The organism is Pseudomonas sp. HN8-3, assembly GCF_020790195.1.
Lineage (GTDB): Bacteria > Pseudomonadota > Gammaproteobacteria > Pseudomonadales > Pseudomonadaceae > Aquipseudomonas > Aquipseudomonas synxantha_A.
Window position 1 is genome coordinate 3,681,275 of record NZ_CP086206.1, and the last position, 17,984, is coordinate 3,699,258.

Below are 17,984 nucleotides of genomic sequence, written 5' to 3' on the forward strand. Positions count from 1 at the left end.
GCCAGCGCGAGGCTGGCTTATGGTTGAATTTCCAACGAGTTGGACAATCAGTCGGCTTGTGCTGCTTCCGCCGGTTTGACTGCTTCTTCGTAAGAGACCGCTTTATCGGTCACCTTAGCCTTCTGCAGAACAGTATCCACAACTTGTTCTTCAAGCACAACCGAACGTACTTCGTTCAGCTGCTGGTCATTCTTGTAGTACCAAGCCACGACCTGCTCAGGTTCCTGGTAGGCCGAAGCCATTTCCTGGATCATTTCGCGAACGCGGTCTTCGTCAGGCTTGAGGTCGAACTGCTTGACCACTTCAGCCACGATCAGGCCCAGCACAACGCGGCGCTTGGCTTGCTCTTCGAACAGCTCGGCTGGCAGTTGGTCAGGCTTGATGTTGCCACCAAACTGCTGAACAGCTTGTACGCGCAGGCGATCCACTTCGTTGGACAGCAGGGCCTTTGGCACTTCGATCGGGTTGGCGGCCAGCAGACCGTCCATGACCTGGTTCTTGACCTTGGACTTGATGGCCTGGCGCAGTTCACGCTCCATGTTCTTGCGAACTTCGGTGCGGAAACCTTCGATGCCGGTTTCCTTGATACCGAATTGAGCGAAGAACTCTTCGTTCAGCTCTGGCAGCTTAGGCTCGGAAACGCTGTTGACGGTAACGGTGAACTCGGCAGCTTTGCCGGCCAGGTCCAGGTTCTGGTAGTCCGCTGGAAATTCCAGGTTCAGAACGCGCTCTTCGCCGGCTTTGGCGCCAACCAGACCGTCTTCGAAGCCAGGGATCATGCGGTTGGAACCCAGCACCAGCTGAGTGCCCTTGGCGGAGCCGCCAGCGAACACTTCGCCGTCAACCTTGCCAACGAAATCGATGTTCAACTGGTCTTCGTTCTGGGCAGCACGCTCGGCCACTTCAAAACGGGTGTTCTGCTTGCGCAGGATTTCCAGCATGTTGTCCAGGTCCGAATCAGCCACTTCGGCGCTCAGACGCTCGATTTCGATACCTTCGAAACCAGCCACTTCGAATTCCGGGAACACTTCGAATACGGCAACGTATTCCAGGTCCTTGCCAGCTTCCAGGGACTTGGGTTCGATCGAAGGCGAGCCAGCCGGGTTCAGCTTTTGCTCGACAACGGCTTCGTAGAAGGAAGCCTGGATCACGTCACCTACAGCTTCCTGGCGCGCATCGGCACCAAAACGACGCTTGATTTCGCTCATCGGCACTTTGCCTGGACGGAAACCAGCGATCTTGGCCTTCTGGGCAGTCTGCTGCAGACGCTTGTTGACCGCAGTCTCGATACGCTCTGCCGGCACGGTGATGCTCAGGCGGCGCTCGAGAGCAGTAGTATTTTCAACAGAAACTTGCATGGATATTCCTCGTTGCACAGACGTTAGCCGGCCATTTCCGACCCCAATCAAGGGCATGCATTCTAGTGGGTCAAACTCAAGAAGTCACCCTACTGAAAATACAGCGGAAAACAGCCGGCAATTTATCGGTACGAAGGCACGGATGCACCTCGCCCCGGTGACAAATACAGCCAACTGCGCCAGGGCTCTGCGCCGCCTCTTCTATATAGAAGAAACCAGTCATTTCCCTGACGCCCGACCCCGCGCACAGGGCCTGCGGGCAGCGCGGCATCATCGAGACACACAAATACGATGAAACACCCCACCCTTTCGACCTTGCACCTGCAGCTGCCGGATATACGAACCGCTAAAACCAAAAAAGGCGCCAGACTGTTAAATCTGGCGCCTTTCGAATATGGGGTGGACGAAGGGGATCGAACCCTCGACAACGGGAGTCACAATCCCGTGCTCTACCAACTGAGCTACGCCCACCATATTGCGTTAACAAAGAAACCAAACTACTTCTTTGTTGAGCCCTGCCCCGCCTGACGGCACAGCAAAGCTTTAATTGGTGCGGATGAAGAGACTCGAACTCTTACGCCTCGCGGCGCTGGAACCTAAATCCAGTGTGTCTACCAATTCCACCACATCCGCGCTTGAAGCTCTTAAAGCAAAGGCGCCAGACGATTAATCTGGCGCCTTTCAAAATATGGGGTGGACGAAGGGGATCGAACCCTCGACAACGGGAGTCACAATCCCGTGCTCTACCAACTGAGCTACGCCCACCATATTGCGCTACTTGTGCCAAAGCTGCCTAATGGCGCACCCGGCAGGACTCGAACCTGCGACCATCCGCTTAGAAGGCGGATGCTCTATCCAGCTGAGCTACGGGCGCCTGATTAATCTGTACTCTTGGAGGATTACAAACTAAGTGTTTCCAGCCTTGCAGGACAACAATTCTGCTCGACCTTCTAACCAGTGCTAGGCTGTGCCCGACAAGTGCGACGAATAGTATAGAGCGTCCTGATACCCGTCAAATCTTTTTTGAAAAAAACTGATTTTATTTAAGGGCTTAGGGCAATTTGCAGACCAAGCGCCTTTGCCCTCGCGCCCTGGCGTGCGAGAATGCGCGCACTTTTCTTCCCCCTCTCGATGGTTAATCACGCGTAATGACTGCACAACTTATCGACGGCAAATCAATCGCCGCCAGCCTGCGCCAGCAGATCGCCAAACGCGTCACCGAGCGTCGCCAGCAAGGCCTGCGCACGCCTGGCCTCGCGGTGATCCTGGTCGGCAGCGATCCTGCCTCTCAGGTTTATGTCTCGCACAAGCGTAAAGACTGTGAAGAGGTCGGCTTTATTTCCAAAGCCTACGACTTGCCTTCTGACACCACTCAACAGGCCCTGACCGACCTGATTGACCGCCTCAACGATGATCCGGAAATGGACGGCATCCTGCTGCAGCTGCCGCTGCCCGAGCACCTGGACGCCTCCAAGTTGCTGGAACGCATCCGCCCGGACAAAGACGTCGACGGTTTCCACCCTTATAACGTCGGCCGCCTGGCCCAACGTATCCCGCTGCTGCGCCCATGCACACCCAAAGGCATCATGACCTTGCTGGAAAGCACCGGGGTCGATCTCTATGGTCTGGACGCAGTCGTGGTAGGCGCATCCAATATCGTCGGTCGCCCGATGGCCATGGAGCTGCTGCTGGCCGGCTGCACCGTGACCGTCACCCACCGCTTCACCAAGGACCTGGCTGGCCACGTTGGCCGCGCCGACCTGGTGGTGGTCGCTGCTGGCAAGCCGGGGTTGGTCAAAGGTGAATGGATCAAGGAAGGCGCCATCGTCATCGACGTGGGCATCAACCGCCAGGATGACGGCAAGCTGGTCGGCGACGTCGTCTACGACACTGCCCTGCCCCGCGCCGGCTGGATCACGCCAGTGCCAGGTGGTGTCGGACCGATGACCCGCGCCTGCCTGTTGGAAAATACCTTGTACGCAGCAGAAACCCTGCACGGTTAATAACCAGGCGTAATGAAAAAGCCCTGCCTTAGCGCGGGGCTTTTTATTGCCTGAGAAAAAACTGTTTTTTCTTAGTTTTTAAGCACTTTCATCCGGTTCTGGAAGAACATTCGACAGTTTCTGATCCATACTCCTAGAATGTAACGTCATTTTTCATAAAGCCCGTTCCCGAACGGTATTTCCTTACTTTTTAGCGAGTTCATCCGCGTGAAAATTCGTCTCTCTATTGTCGGCCTGTTTTTCGCTTTGACAGGCACCTTCGCCCACGCCGCCGAATCCACCCTGGCCCCGCGTGACGCCTCCAAACTGCAAATCGCCTCCGGCAGCGCCATGCTGGTGGACTTGCAAACCAACAAAGTCATTTATTCCAGCAATCCCGACGTGGTGGTCCCCATCGCTTCAGTGAGCAAACTGATGACCGGCCTGATCGTGCTGGAAGCCAAGCAGAACATGGATGAGTACATCGACATCAACATCACCGACACGCCAGAGATGAAAGGCGTGTTCTCCCGGGTAAAAATCGGCAGCCAGATGCCGCGCAAGGAAATGCTGCTGATTGCGCTGATGTCCTCGGAAAACCGCGCCGCGGCGAGCCTGGCCCACCACTATCCGGGTGGCTATGCGGCATTCATTGCGGCGATGAACGCCAAGGCCAAGTCCCTGGGGATGACCAGCACCCACTATGTGGAGCCTACCGGCCTGTCGATCCATAACGTCTCGACCGCTCGCGACCTGAGCAAGCTGCTGGCGTACGCGCGTAAATTCCCGATGCTGAGCCAGTTGAGCACCACCAAGGAAAAGACCGTGGCGTTCCGCAAGCCCAACTACACCTTGGGTTTCTCCAACACCGACCACCTGATCAACCGCGCCAACTGGGACATTAAGCTGACCAAGACCGGCTTTACCAACCAGGCCGGCCATTGCCTGGTATTGGTGACCAGCATGGGCAACCGCCCGGTGTCGCTGGTGATCCTGGATGCCTTTGGCAAATTCACCCATTTTGCCGACGCCAGCCGGATTCGCAGCTGGGTTGAGACCGGCAAAGGCGGCGCGGTGCCGGACGTTGCGTTGCGCTACAAGGCTGACAAGAATCTGAAGAACCGGGGGAATGCGGTAGAAGTTCGCCGCTAACTAACCACCATCTTATTGAAATAAGCAGGCCCAATGTGGGAGGGGGCTTGCTCCCGATGGCGGTGTGCCAGGCTATAAAACTTATCCTGATCAACCGCTATCGGGAGCAAGCCCCCTCCCACATTTTTATTTGCGTTCTGCCAACACTTTGAGCGCTTGGGCCGCTGCCCCTTCCTGCCCCGCCTGGCCTGTTGCATTCGCCGCATCACGCCAGCGCTGCGCATCCACATTGGCCGGTAATTGGCTCGGCCGCTGGGTGAGGATAGCCCAGTGCCCCGCGCTCTTCCACGCCGACTCGAAGTCGCTGAATTCCATAATCAATCGGCGCTCGTTTCCAGAGCGCAACAACACCGTGCTCTTCTGCTGGTTGAACCCCACCACCACGACATAACGCGCTCCGGACCAGAAGCTGGAATTGATTCGCGCCATCACCGGGTAACCCGCCGCCACCTGCGCCAGCACCGCGGTCAGCTTGGCGTCCAGTGGGTACACCATCAGCCCGTATTCGCGCGCCAGCACCTGCATGTTGCGTTCGAGGTTCGCCTCAGCACCCGGCAGGCGCAGCGGCTTGTCCAGCAACCCCGGTGTCATGACAATGCCTTGTTGCGACAGCATACTGGCAAGTGCCGTAGGACCGCTCTGATAAGCCTCGCTGCGAAAGGTCGGCACGCCGTTGAGTTCAACGCGCTCCGGCAGGCCGGACAGCTTCGACGGTTGGCTGGAACAAGCCGTTAACCCCAGGGCACAAGCCAGCAAGATGGATGTTTTAAGGTTCGAGCGTAAGCGCAATGTTTTACTCTCTTGATCAACGGGCAGTGAGGGCCCTGATCATAGGATGCTCTTGAGCGCGGGTATAGCCTGGCACATCAGTAAAGCACCCGCGATAGAGCAAACAAGTTGGACAGACACGACCATTGGTCAATAGCAGGCAACCGCCAGGTAGCTAGACTGTCCATTGAGAAGACTGTGTGTGCCCCAAGTGGGCGAAAGGAGGCCCGAATGAGCCTTGCGACGACAATTTTTCTGTTGATCTGTGGTTGGTTGGCAGTGGCCGCGGCCATGTTGTGGGGGGTCATGCGCGTGACTCGCCGGCATCATCACCCCCACGTCAAACCTGCCGCGCCCGCCAAGCCTCCCAAGGCGACGGCCCATCACGCCTAGCCAGGCATGCAATTGAAGTCTTGGGTGGCGGCGATTTCCTTGCCGTGCCCGTCCTTGAGGGATGCACGCACGGTGGTGCCCAGGCTCGACTCTTCCAGTGTGTAATGCTCACCCGCCTTGAAGTGTTTGTATTCCACCCGGCCCTGGCAGTCTTGCTGGTTGTCGTCGCCGGGTTCGTCTTCAAACAAGGTCACGTCCAGCCGATGGTCACCGGGGCTGACTTCAAAGTAGCGCCCGTCATCGACGCGTTTACCGTCCACCCGCTCGGCCATCAGGTCATTTGGCGCTTCCTCTTTCAGGCCGATCCAGGCTTGGCTCGGGTCGGCCTTGGGCAGCGGGCCGGCGCAGGCCAAGAGCAACACAACTACGCTCAGCATAGGTATCAACAACAGGGTTTTCAGTGACATGGCAGGGCTCCAAAGAACATCAAAAAAGACGTATCCGATGGCTGGCAAGCTTGAAGAGCCGGCGTTTGCAGAACAAATGAATACCAATGAAACGATCTTCAGCCATTACCTAAATCTTCCTTCACCTGGCTGAAAGGTGCGTGTTAGGTGGGTCGGGCAAGACTGCCGGGGTTTGCAATCCTGCTCTTCTCGGAGACTCACGCATGCTCGGGCTGGTAAAGACCGCACTGCAAAAGCCGTACACGTTTATCGTGTTGGCCATATTCATCTGCATCATCGGGCCCATGGCGGCCCTGCGTACGCCCACTGATGTGTTTCCCGATATCGGCATACCCGTGGTCGCGGTGGTCTGGCAGTACAACGGCCTGTCCCCGGACGCCATGGCCGGGCGGGTGATCTACACCTATGAACGCTCCTTGAGCACCACCGTCAACGACATCGAACATATCGAATCGCAATCACTGCCCGGCATGGGTATCGTCAAGATCTTCTTCCAGCCCGGCGTCGATATCCGCACCGCCAACGCCCAGGTCACAGCGGTGTCGCAAACCGTGCTCAAGCAGATGCCACCGGGCATCACGCCGCCGCTGATCCTCAACTACAGCGCCTCCACGGTGCCGATCCTGCAAATGGCGTTCTCCAGCCCGAGCCTTTCGGAAGCCAGGATCCGCGACCTGGTGCAGAACAACATCCGCCTGCCCCTGAGCGCGCTGCCCGGCCTGGCCATGCCCACGCCGATGGGCGGCAAGCAGCGTCAGATCACCCTCGACCTCGACCCCCAGGCCCTGGCTGCCAAGGGCTTGTCGGCCCAGGACGTCGGCAATGCCCTGGCTTTGCAGAACCAGATCATCCCGGTGGGCACCGCCAAGCTGGGTTCCAACGAATACACGATCCTGCTCAACAACAGCCCCAAGGCCATTGATGAACTCAATGACCTGCCGATCAAAACAGTCGACGGCGCAATCATCACCATCGGCCAGGTCGCCCATGTGCGCGACGGTTCGCCGCCACAAACCAACATCGTGCGCGTCGACGGCCATCGCGCGGTGCTGATGCCGGCGTTGAAGAACGGCAGCATCTCTACCCTGTCGATCATCGACGGCATCCGCCAGATGCTGCCACGCATCAACGAAACCCTGCCGCCTTCACTGAAAACCTCACTGCTGGGTGATGCCTCGGTGTTCGTCAAGCAATCGGTGGGCAGCGTAGCCCAGGAAGGCATCATTGCCGCGCTGCTCACCAGTGCAATGATCCTGTTGTTTCTCGGCAGTTGGCGCTCGACCTTGATCATCGCCGCGTCGATTCCGCTGGCGGTGCTCTCGGCCATCGCGCTGCTGGCGGTCAGCGGGCAAACCCTCAACGTGATGACTCTCGGCGGGCTGGCGTTGGCGGTGGGGATTCTGGTGGACGACGCCACAGTGACCATCGAAAACATCAACTGGCACCTGGAACAAGGCAAGGCGGTGAACACTGCGATCCTCGACGGTGCCGCGCAAATCGTCGGCCCGGCGTTTGTCTCGCTGCTGTGCATCTGCATCGTGTTTGTGCCGATGTTTTTGCTGCAAGGCATCGCCGGTTATCTGTTCCGGCCAATGGCGCTGGCGGTGATCTTTGCCATGGCCAGTTCGTTCATCCTCTCGCGCACCCTGGTGCCGACGCTGGCGATGTTCCTGCTCAAGCCGCATACGCCGGAGCAAGGCGTGGGGCATCATCCCGAAGATCAATTCATCAACCATCATGAGGGTGAGCAACACGCGAAACCGCGCAATGCGTTGCTGCAATCGGTGCTGAATTTCCAACAGGGCTTTGAGCGTCACTTCTCCAATATCCGTGACACTTACCATGGCTTGCTGACGTTGGCGCTGGGGGCGCGAAAGCGCTTCATTGTCGGCTTCCTGGCCTGCGTAATCGCCTCATTCGCGTTGCTGCCGAGCCTGGGCCAGGACTTTTTCCCGGCCACCGATGCCGGTGCCCTCGCGCTGCATGTGCGCTTGCCGCTGGGCACGCGAATCGAGGAAAGCGCCGCTGCGTTCGATCGCATCGAAGCACGCATTCGCGAGGTCATCCCCGCCGACGAACTCGACACCATCGTCGACAATATCGGCATCCCGCTCAGCGGTATCGACATGGCCTACAGCAGCAGCGGCACCATCGGCCCTCAGGATGGCGATATCCAGGTCACCCTGAATAAGCACCACGCCCCCACCGCCGACTACGTGAAAAAACTGCGTGAAGCCCTGCCGCAAAGTTTCCCCGGCAGCCACTTTGCGTTCCTGCCGGCAGACATCAGCAGCCAGATTCTCAACTTCGGCGCGCCGGCCCCGCTGGATGTGAAAATCTCCGGGCGCAGCGATGCAGAAAACCGCGCTTACGCCGTAGAACTCGAACGACGCTTGCAACACGTACCAGGCATTGTAGACCTGCATATCCAGCAGTCCACCGGTTACCCCTCCTTGCAGGTCAATGTCGACCGCCTGCGCGCCAACGGCTTGGGCATTACCGAAAAAGACGTCACCAACAGCATGGTCGCCTCCCTGGCCGGCAGCTCCCAGGTGGCACCGACCTTCTGGCTCAACCCGGCCAATGGCGTGTCCTATTCCATCGTCGCCGCCACCCCGCAGTACCGTCTCGACAGCCTGCCATCACTGGAGGCCCTACCGGTGACCGGTGCCAATGGCCAATCGCAAATCCTCGGGGGCGTGGCGACCATCTCCCGCGTACAAAGCCCGGCGGTGGTCACCCACTACAACATCGAACCGACCCTGGACCTGTATGCCAACGTACAAGGTCGCGACCTGGGCGGCGTGGCCCGTGATGTGCAAAAAGTGCTGGACGACACTGCATCCATGCGTCCCAAAGGCGCGACCATCAGCCTGCACGGGCAAATCGATGCGCTGCATGAGGCGTTCAGTGGTTTGAGCTTGGGGCTGCTCGGCGCCGTGGTGCTGATCTACTTGCTGATCGTGGTCAACTTCCAGTCCTGGGCCGACCCCTTTGTGATCATCACGGCGTTACCGGCCGCACTGGCGGGGATCGTGTGGATGCTGTTCCTCAGCGGCACCTCGTTATCGGTCCCGGCGCTCACCGGCGCCATCCTGTGCATGGGCGTGGCCACCGCCAACTCGATCCTGGTGGTGAGCTTCTGCCGTGAACGCCTGGCCGAACATGGCGACGCGTTGAAAGCCGCCATGGAAGCCGGTTACACGCGCTTTCGCCCAGTGTGCATGACCGCCCTGGCAATGATCATCGGCATGTTGCCCCTGGCGCTGTCCGAGGAGCAAAACGCGCCGCTGGGCCGCGCCGTTATCGGCGGTTTGATCTTCGCCACCATCGCCACTCTGTTGTTTGTACCCGTGGTCTTCAGCCTGGTCCACGGCCGTCACCCTACTCGCGCAATTGCTGGAGAAACGCCCCATGTCGTCTGATCACAAACCCTCGCGCAAGCGTCTGATGCTGATGGGTGTCGGCGGCCTGACCCTCGCTGCCCTGCTGGTCGCCAGCGGCTTGCACGCCCGCACGCTGCACGAGCGATCTGTCGCTGCCTGGACCGAAACTGCGGCCATTCCCCAAGTGATGGTGTTCCAACCCCAACAGAACACTGCCGGCGATACGCTGCGCTTGCCGGCGCACCTGGAAGCCTGGAGCACAGCGCCGATCCATGCGCGGGTCAGCGGCTATCTGAAAGACTGGAAAGTGGATATGGGCACGCAGGTCAAGGCCGGGCAAATCCTCGCCGAAATCGACAGCCCTGACCTCGACCAGCAGCTGGCGCAGACTCACGCACGGCTGATTCAGGAACAGGCCAATGCACGTCTGGCAGCCACCACTGCCACGCGCTGGCAACACCTGTTGGCGAGCCATTCAGTGTCGCGTCAGGAAGCCGATGAAAAAACCTCGAACGCCGCCGCGACCACAGCCAATGCCGAGGCTGGCGCAGCGGACTACGCTCGCTTGTCAGCATTGGAGGGCTACAAAACCCTGCGTGCGCCATTCGCTGGCACCATCACTGCGCGGCATACCGATATCGGTCAGTTGATCAAAGCCGATACCGACAGCGATCTGGCGCTGTTCACCCTGGCCGACACCCACCAACTGCGCCTGTATGTACCGGTGCCGCAGAACTACGCGGCAGTGATCCATCCGGGCCTGGAAGCCGAGTTGACGGTGCCTGAGCACCCAGGCGAACACTTCAAGGCGCGCCTGATCGGTGACTCCACCGCCATCGACCGCCGCTCCGGCACCCTGCTCGCCCAGTTCGTCGTCGACAACCCCAGCGGTGAATTGCTACCGGGCGACTACGCCGAAGCCAGCCTGCCGATTCCGGCCGATACTCACGGCGTGAGCATACCGGCCAGCGCCTTGATCTTCCGCGCCCAGGGTACGCAAGTGGCGGTGTTGGATGGGCAGAATCATGTGCACCTGCAAGACATCCACATCGGTCTGGACCTGGGCGAGCGCCTGGTGATCGACCAGGGTTTGAAAGCCACCGACCACATCATCGACAACCCGCCCGATGCCCTGCGCGAAGGCGACCCGGTGCAACTGGCCGACGCCGCCGGAGGTGCCCATGCGCCCAAGGCTTAAACCGCTCGCGGCGTTGATGCTGCTGGCGTTGCAGGGTTGCTCAATGGCACCGACCTATACCGCGCCATCGATTGACCTGCCCGCCCACTACCGCGAACAGACCAGCGACGGCCCATGGCACAGCGCGCAACCGTCCGATCAGTTGGCGACCCAGTGGTGGCAACTCTATAACGATCCAACGTTGAACAAGCTGCAGCAGCAATTGCTCAACAGCAACCCGGACCTGGCCGCGGCACTGGCGCACTTCGATGCCTCCCAGGCGTATGCCAGCCAGTTGCACGCCGGGCTGTTCCCGCAAATCAGCGCCAGCGCACAGCCGCAGCGCCAACGGCAATCGGACGCGAGACCGTTGCGCGGCACAACGCAGCCGTCGGTGTACAACAGCAACATTGCCGGGTTTTCGTTGAGCTACGACCTGGACCTGTGGGGCAAGATCCGCAATCAGGTCGCGGCCGGCGACGCTCAGGCGCAAGCGTCAGGCGATGACTTGGCGGTGGCTCGCCTGAGCCTGCAACGGCAGTTGACGACGTTATATGTGCAACTCAATGGCCTGGATGCACAGAGCCGAATACTCGACAGCTCGCTGGAGGATTTCAGCCAGGCGCTGCAACTGACGCGCAGTCGCTACGAAGGCCAGATTGCCTCGGAACTGGACCTGACCCGCGCACAAAATCAACTGGCCGAGGCCAAGGCGCAACTGGATGAAGTGCGTGGGCAACGCAACCTGACCGAGCATGCAATCGGCGAGTTGGTGGGCGTGGCGGCCAGTGATTTTTCATTGCCGCCCAGCCCGCAGTTGATGGCCTTGCCAAGGATTCCATCGCAGTTGCCAAGCCACTTGCTGCAACGTCGCCCGGACATTGCCGCGGCTGAACGCCGGGTGTTTGCGGCCAACGCAAATATCGGCGTAGCCAAGGCAGCGTGGTATCCGGATTTCAGCCTGACCGGGTTGATAGGCGGGCAGACGCAAGGCGTCGGGAATCTGCTGTCAGCTGGCAATCGATATTGGGCGTTGGGGCCGTTGGTGAGCCTGCCGATCTTTGATGGCGGGCGGTTGAGTGCCAATGAGCGCCAGGCCAAGGCCGAGTTTGAAGAGGCGTCGGCGCAATACCGTAGCCATGTGTTGCAAGCCGTACGAGAGGTAGAGGACAACCTGGGGCAACTGAGGGACTTGCAGCAGCAAGCCCAGGATGAACAGGCGGCGGCGCGGGCGGCGCAACATACCCAGGCGTTGGCGATGAACAGCTATCAGGCGGGGGCGGTGAGTTATCTGGATGTGGTCACCGCACAAACTGCGGCGCTACAGGCGCAGCGCACATTACAGGCCGTACAGACGCGGCAGCTGGTGGCAAGTGTGGGGCTTTTGACCGCACTCGGCGGTGGCTGGCAACCTGGCGCCTGACGTCAATACCGCAATCGGGAGCAAGCCCCCTCCCACACTGGTCCTGCGCCAGACACAACCTGTATGAACATGCCCCCTCTGTGGGAGGAGCTGCCCACCTTCCCACACTGGTTCCGCGCCAGACACACTATGTATGAACACCGTGGCCCCCTGTGGGAGGGGGCTTGCTCCCGATTGCGCCCGCCCGGACACATCCTGCCATAAGCCTGCCCGTCAGTTATTGGCACTGCAATCTAGCCTCTCCAAGCACAACATGAGAGGGCCATGGAATGGCAGATCTACCCGCGTCACACCGCCTGCGCATCGGGCGCTTCAGTGAACCGAACCGCGTCTACCTGATCACCACTAATACGCATGAACGCATTCGCCTATTCAGCGACTTTCATCTCGGGCGCCTGGTGGTCTGGCAGTTTCGGCTCGCTCAGTACCAAGGGCTGGTGAATTCTCTGGCATGGGTGATCATGCCCGACCACTTTCACTGGATTTTCGAACTGAAAAAAGGCTCGCTGGCGGACTTGATGTGCCAGGTAAAATCCAAAAGCACACGCACCGTGAACGGTGCTAGCGGACGCAACGGGCGGCTGTGGCAGGAAAGCTTCCATGATCGGGCGCTGCGCAAGGAAGATGACCTGATCAAAATGGCCAGGTATGTGGTAGCTAACCCATTGCGAGCGGGCTTGGTCGAGCGAATTGGCGACTACCCCCTGTGGGATGCCATCTGGGTGTAACTTCAAAAAAAGTCCAAATGTGGGAGGGGGCTTGCTCCCGATAGCGGCGGGTCAGCGACGGACAAATTGACTGACACACCGTCATCGGGAGCAAGCCCCCTCCCACATTTTCAACCGCTGGCGATAGCTGCTGAAGCTGCCACCATGGCGCGCAACAACACCGCACACCCCGCCGCCAGATCATCCGGCGCGGCATTTTCGATTTCGTTATGGCTGATGCCACCTTCACACGGCACGAAGATCATCCCCGCCGGACCAAGCTCGGCGACGAAGATTGCGTCGTGCCCTGCCCCGCTGACAATGTCCATATTCGACAGGCCCAACCCATTGGCCGCATCGCGCACGGCGTCGACGCAGCCTTTGTCGAAGTACAGCGGCGGGAAGTCGGCGGTGGGTTCCATCTCGTAACTCAGCCCATGTTTGGCACAAGTGTCCTCAATCACCTGGCGCACCTGGGCAATCATCGAGTCCAGCCGTGCTGGCTCTAAATGACGGAAATCCAGGGTCATGCGTACCTCCCCCGGAATCACGTTGCGCGACCCTGGATACGCTTGCAGGCAACCCACCGTGCCACAGGCGTGCGGCTGATACCCCAGCGCCGCCGCATTCACCGCCGCCACCACCACCGCTGCGCCCACCAGGGCATCCTTGCGCAGGTGCATCGGCGTCGGGCCGGCGTGCGCCTCGACACCGCGCAGTTTGAGGTCGAACCACTTTTGTCCGAGGGCGCCGAGTACCACGCCGATGGTTTTCTTTTCATCCTCAAGAATCGGCCCTTGCTCGATGTGCGCCTCGAAATAGGCGCCAACCTTATGCCCACTCTCGGGGCGGGTCCCGGCATAGCCGATGGCATTCAACGCAGCGCCGACGCTGACGCCGTCCGCATCGACCTTGGCCAGGGTATCGGCCAGGCTGAATTTTTCGGCGAACACGCCGGAGCCCATCATGCACGGTGGAAACCGCGAACCTTCCTCGTTGGTCCACACCACCACTTCCAACGGCGCCTCGGTTTCAATCTTGAGATCGTTAAGGGTGCGCAACACTTCCACCCCCGCCAGTACACCGAAGCAACCGTCGAACTTGCCGCCGGTTGGCTGGGTATCGATATGGCTGCCGGTCATCACCGGCGGCAGGTCCGCGTTGCGCCCTGGACGGCGGGCGAAGATATTGCCGATACCGTCGATGCTCACGGTACAGCCGGCCTCTTCGCACCACTGCACGAAGAGATCGCGGGCCTTGCGGTCAAGGTCGGTAAGGGCCAGGCGACACACCCCGCCCTTGGGGGTGGCGCCGAGCCTGGCCAGGTCCATCAGCGACTGCCACAGGCGGTCGCGGTTGATGTGCTGATGGGTCGATTGCAGAACGTCGAGGGCAGCGTTCATGGGGATCTCCTCAGGCTGTATTTCTTATGATTGGAACAGGTGGCACGCGGTCCAATGTGGGAGGGGGCTTGCTCCCGATAGCAGTGGCCGACTCGATATATGCGTGACTGATACATCGCCATCGGGGGCAAGCCCCCCCACATTGACCGCGTTCACAAGGATGATTTGGCTACGGCCGGGTTAATACCGCGCTTGGCATTGAGCCCGTAATACAACACCCCGCCCAACGCCGAACCGGTAAACCAGCCATAGCTGTAAAACCAACTGAACGCATCGCTGCCCAGCGACAACAGGGTCAGCACCACCGGCACGCCAAAGGCGATGAAACCACTCCAGTTCCACGCCGGGTACACGTCATCACGGTAAAGTCCTGCCAGGTCCAGTTGCTGTTTGCGGGTGATGAAGTAGTCCACCACCATGATCCCGGCAATCGGGCCCAGCAGGCTCGAATAGCCGAGCAACCAATTGGAGTAAACGGTCTCCAGGCTGACATCGGAAACGATCAACCCAAGCTTTTTCAGCAGCTCATGGGCCATCAGCGCCAGCCCTACCAGCCCGGTCAGGATCACCGCGGTGGTGCGGTTGATCAGCTTGGGCGCGATGTTCTGGAAGTCGTTGGTGGGCGAAACGATGTTCGCCGCCGTGTTGGTGGACAAGGTGGCGACGATGATCAGCGCCATCGCCACTGCCACCCACACCGGGCTCTGGATATGGCCGATCAGGGTCACCGGGTCGGAGACGCTGACGCCCACCAGTTTCACCGAGGCGGCGGTCATGATCACGCCGAGGGCGGCGAACAGGAACATGGTCAGCGGCAGGCCGAAGATCTGCCCGAGGATCTGGTCTTTCTGGCTCTTTGCGTAGCGGCTGAAGTCGGGAATGTTCAGCGACAAGGTGGCCCAGAAGCCTACCATCGCGGTCAGACCCGCCATGAAATAGCCGGTGAGGCTTGCGCCTTCAGGGCGCTTGGGTGGGATCGCCATCAGCTCGCTGAGGGACACATTCGGCATCGCCCACACCAGCAGGCCGATACCTACCGCCACCAGCAACGGCGCCGACAGGGTTTCCAGGCGCTTGATCGACTCGGCACCGCGCAACACCACCCACAGGTTCAGGCACCAGAAAATCATGAAGCCAATCACTTCACCGGTGCCACCCAGCGACTTCCAACCCTCGAAAATCGAACCGAGAAACAGGTGAATCGCCAACCCGCCAAACATCGTCTGGATCCCGAACCAGCCGCAGGCCACCAACGCGCGAATCAGGCACGGCACGTTGGAACCGAGAATGCCGAATGACGAGCGCAACAACACCGGAAACGGGATGCCGTACTTGGTGCCGGGAAATGCGTTGAGCGTCAGCGGGATCAACACCACGATATTGGCCAGCAGGATCGCTATCAGCGCCTCGCCCACCGACAAGCCGAAATACGCGGTGAGTACCCCGCCCAGGGTGTAGGTCGGCACGCAAATCGACATACCGACCCACAATGCGGTGATGTGCCATTTGTTCCAGGTGCGCTCATGCACCTTGGTGGGTGCCATGTCATGGTTGTAGCGAGGGCTGTCGAGGACGTCGGGGCCGGCGTCGAGTTCGTACAGGCCGTTGCGCTCGATGACTTGCGATCTGTTCTGTTGCATGGCCGCTCCACGGTTTTTTTTAAAGTTATTTTTGCTCACCTGCACGCTGTGTACAGGAGGCCGGAGTACCGCATAAACAACATGACATCTCGGGCCCCGACCAATTGCCTTTGCACTCAATTACCGTGCCGACAACGGCTGCTGAACCCGCACCGCTTATATAACGTGCTGATGTTTATCAGCTTTCCGAGTGAGCCTGGGTTACTTGTCGCGCTATTGGGGCCAGCCATTGCGCAAGTTGTTCGAACCGCCAGGTCTCAATCTGGTGCAACACAATTATTTTTATTTTTCAGTGCCGTCAAGAGGCATATCTCAAGCGTCTGATTTGCAATAAGAAATGTTGCTCAAAAACAGAAGCTGTCAAGTGCGTCAAAATGGTGAGCGCTCGCTACATTTTGGTGATTTTGTTATTTTTCTCTTTTAATTCAGCCACTTAATTTAATTATAAGCTTAAGAAAAATCTTCTTGCCCAATCGAAAAACTCGGGCTAGTTTCTATTCCTGTCACCGATGACAGGAATTAATCCTCCATCGACCGGCAGTATTACAACACTTAGAACTGGCATAAGCCGGTCAAGCCTGTGAGGAACTCGACATGTCGCTGTTGATCCGTGGCGCAACCGTTATTACCCATGATGAAAGTTACCGCGCCGATGTGTTATGCGCAGGCGGTCTAATTCGGGCCATTGGCACCGATCTGGATATTCCCGCCGGCACTGAAATACTCGATGGCAGCGGCCAATACTTGATGCCGGGCGGCATCGATCCCCACACCCATATGCAACTGCCCTTCATGGGCACCGTGGCCAGCGAAGACTTTTTCAGTGGTACGGCCGCAGGCTTGGCCGGTGGTACCACGTCGATCATCGACTTTGTGATTCCCAACCCGCAGCAATCGTTGATGGAAGCCTTCCACCAGTGGCGCGGCTGGGCAGAAAAGTCCGCATCCGACTATGGCTTCCATGTAGCGATCACCTGGTGGAGCGAGCAGGTACGCGAGGAAATGGCCGAACTGGTCAGCCATCACGGCATCAACAGCTTCAAGCATTTCATGGCTTACAAGAACGCAATCATGGCCGCCGACGATACCTTGGTAGCCAGCTTCGAACGCTGCCTGGAGCTGGGCGCGGTGCCTACCGTTCATGCGGAAAACGGCGAGCTGGTGTATCACCTGCAACGCAAGCTGATGGCCCAGGGCATCACCGGACCGGAAGCCCATCCGCTGTCGCGCCCATCCCAGGTGGAAGGCGAAGCGGCCAGCCGCGCAATACGAATTGCCGAGACCATCGGCACGCCGCTGTACCTGGTACATGTGTCGACCAAAGAGGCGCTGGATGAAATCACCTACGCTCGGGGCAAGGGCCAGGCGGTGTACGGTGAAGTACTCGCCGGCCACTTGCTGCTGGACGACAGCGTCTACCAGCACCCGGATTGGCAGACCGCCGCCGGCTATGTCATGAGCCCGCCGTTCCGTCCGCGCGGGCATCAGGAGGCCCTGTGGCACGGCCTGCAATCGGGCAACCTGCACACCACCGCGACTGACCACTGCTGCTTCTGCGCCGAGCAAAAAGCCGCCGGGCGTGACGACTTCAGCAAGATCCCCAACGGCACCGCCGGTATCGAAGACCGCATGGCGCTGCTGTGGCACGAAGGCGTCAACACGGGGCGCCTGTCGATGCAGGCGTTCGTTGCGCTGACCTCCACCAACACGGCGAAAATCTTCAACCTCTACCCCCGTAAAGGCGCGATTCGCGTCGGGGCGGATGCCGACCTGGTGCTCTGGGACCCTGAAGGCACGCGAACCATTTCGGCCAAGACCCACCACCAGCAGGTCGACTTCAACATCTTCGAAGGCAAGACCGTGCGCGGCGTGCCGAGCCACACCATCAGCCAGGGCAAGCTGGTCTGGGCCGATGGCGACCTGCGAGCAGAACGGGGTGCCGGGCGCTATGTGGAGCGGCCGGCGTATCCCTCAGTGTTCGAGCAGTTGAGCAAGCGGGCAGCGCTTTCCAAACCAGTGGCTGTGAACCGCTGAACCCGCTATCGGGAGCAAGCCCCCTCCCACAGTGGAACGCATTCCAATGTGGGAGGGGCGGTGCGACGATTCGACTTGCTCCCGATGAGGCCCGAACAATCAACACAAAAACCAATGCCCATCAGAGGCAGCACCTCAATAACCGTGAGGCCAA

At 59.5% G+C, this 17,984-nt stretch carries 13 protein-coding genes and 4 tRNA genes; 8 read left to right on the forward strand and 9 right to left on the reverse strand.

Features of this window, described 5'->3' with window-relative positions:
• Positions 1–47: 47 nt before the first annotated feature.
• From tig to LJX92_RS16210, 5 genes are all read right to left on the reverse strand, one after another.
• On the reverse strand, positions 48–1,358 hold the full coding sequence (tig, locus tag LJX92_RS16190; RefSeq protein ID WP_032880518.1) for a trigger factor: 1,311 nt from the start codon (positions 1,356–1,358) through the stop codon (positions 48–50).
• Positions 1,359–1,753: 395 nt separating this feature from the next.
• A tRNA-His gene (locus LJX92_RS16195) sits at positions 1,754–1,829 on the reverse strand.
• A gap of 77 nt (positions 1,830–1,906) precedes the next feature.
• Positions 1,907–1,991 (reverse strand) — tRNA-Leu (locus LJX92_RS16200).
• A gap of 56 nt (positions 1,992–2,047) precedes the next feature.
• Positions 2,048–2,123, reverse strand: a tRNA-His gene (locus LJX92_RS16205).
• 32 nt (positions 2,124–2,155) lie between these two features.
• Positions 2,156–2,232: transfer RNA gene (locus LJX92_RS16210), tRNA-Arg, on the reverse strand.
• A gap of 274 nt (positions 2,233–2,506) precedes the next feature.
• On the opposite strand from LJX92_RS16210, the gene folD reads away from it, so the two are divergent.
• Positions 2,507–3,361 carry a bifunctional methylenetetrahydrofolate dehydrogenase/methenyltetrahydrofolate cyclohydrolase FolD gene (gene folD, locus LJX92_RS16215; protein ID WP_005789300.1) on the forward strand — a complete coding sequence of 285 codons (855 nt, stop codon included), beginning with the start codon at positions 2,507–2,509 and terminating at the stop codon, positions 3,359–3,361.
• A 207-nt stretch (positions 3,362–3,568) separates the two neighbouring features.
• Positions 3,569–4,492 carry a D-alanyl-D-alanine endopeptidase gene (gene pbpG, locus LJX92_RS16220; RefSeq protein ID WP_078821725.1) on the forward strand — a complete coding sequence of 308 codons (924 nt, stop codon included), beginning with the start codon at positions 3,569–3,571 and terminating at the stop codon, positions 4,490–4,492.
• Between the two features lie 126 nt (positions 4,493–4,618).
• Here the strand turns inward: pbpG and LJX92_RS16225 are convergent, their stop codons facing one another.
• Positions 4,619–5,281, reverse strand: coding sequence for a peptidase C39 family protein (locus tag LJX92_RS16225; protein WP_032880515.1), 663 nt, complete (start codon positions 5,279–5,281; stop codon positions 4,619–4,621).
• 210 nt (positions 5,282–5,491) lie between these two features.
• On the opposite strand from LJX92_RS16225, the gene LJX92_RS16230 reads away from it, so the two are divergent.
• Positions 5,492–5,653, forward strand: coding sequence for a hypothetical protein (locus LJX92_RS16230; protein WP_005789305.1), 162 nt, complete (start codon positions 5,492–5,494; stop codon positions 5,651–5,653).
• Here LJX92_RS16230 and LJX92_RS16235 read toward each other — a convergent pair.
• On the reverse strand, positions 5,650–6,060 hold the full coding sequence (locus LJX92_RS16235; RefSeq protein WP_228308606.1) for a hypothetical protein: 411 nt from the start codon (positions 6,058–6,060) through the stop codon (positions 5,650–5,652). The genes LJX92_RS16230 and LJX92_RS16235 overlap by 4 nt on opposite strands.
• A gap of 203 nt (positions 6,061–6,263) precedes the next feature.
• Here LJX92_RS16235 and LJX92_RS16240 point away from each other — a divergent pair, with 203 nt between their 5' ends.
• The 4 genes from LJX92_RS16240 to LJX92_RS16255 all read left to right on the forward strand — a co-directional run bounded on the left by LJX92_RS16240 (position 6,264) and on the right by LJX92_RS16255 (position 12,774).
• Complete coding sequence (locus LJX92_RS16240; protein WP_228308607.1) at positions 6,264–9,485, forward strand: efflux RND transporter permease subunit; 3,222 nt, start codon at positions 6,264–6,266, stop codon at positions 9,483–9,485.
• Positions 9,475–10,644, forward strand: a complete 1,170-nt coding sequence (locus LJX92_RS16245) for an efflux RND transporter periplasmic adaptor subunit (protein ID WP_032880511.1) — start codon at positions 9,475–9,477, stop codon at positions 10,642–10,644. The genes LJX92_RS16240 and LJX92_RS16245 overlap by 11 nt, the downstream gene beginning before the upstream one ends.
• A complete protein-coding gene (locus tag LJX92_RS16250; RefSeq protein ID WP_228308608.1) occupies positions 10,628–12,046 on the forward strand; it encodes an efflux transporter outer membrane subunit in 1,419 nt (472 codons plus the stop codon). The genes LJX92_RS16245 and LJX92_RS16250 overlap by 17 nt, the downstream gene beginning before the upstream one ends.
• Before the next feature lie 269 nt (positions 12,047–12,315).
• On the forward strand, positions 12,316–12,774 hold the full coding sequence (locus LJX92_RS16255; RefSeq protein ID WP_228308609.1) for an REP-associated tyrosine transposase: 459 nt from the start codon (positions 12,316–12,318) through the stop codon (positions 12,772–12,774).
• A 110-nt stretch (positions 12,775–12,884) separates the two neighbouring features.
• On the opposite strand, the gene LJX92_RS16260 is transcribed toward LJX92_RS16255, so the two are convergent.
• Together LJX92_RS16260 and LJX92_RS16265 are read right to left on the reverse strand one after the other, a co-directional pair.
• Positions 12,885–14,156: a Zn-dependent hydrolase gene (locus tag LJX92_RS16260; RefSeq protein WP_228308610.1), complete on the reverse strand. Its 1,272-nt coding sequence runs from the start codon at positions 14,154–14,156 to the stop codon at positions 12,885–12,887.
• A gap of 152 nt (positions 14,157–14,308) precedes the next feature.
• Complete coding sequence (locus tag LJX92_RS16265; protein WP_005789314.1) at positions 14,309–15,796, reverse strand: NCS1 family nucleobase:cation symporter-1; 1,488 nt, start codon at positions 15,794–15,796, stop codon at positions 14,309–14,311.
• A 594-nt stretch (positions 15,797–16,390) separates the two neighbouring features.
• On the opposite strand from LJX92_RS16265, the gene hydA reads away from it, so the two are divergent.
• Complete coding sequence (gene hydA / locus LJX92_RS16270) at positions 16,391–17,830, forward strand: dihydropyrimidinase (protein ID WP_005789316.1); 1,440 nt, start codon at positions 16,391–16,393, stop codon at positions 17,828–17,830.
• Positions 17,831–17,984 lie beyond the last annotated feature (154 nt).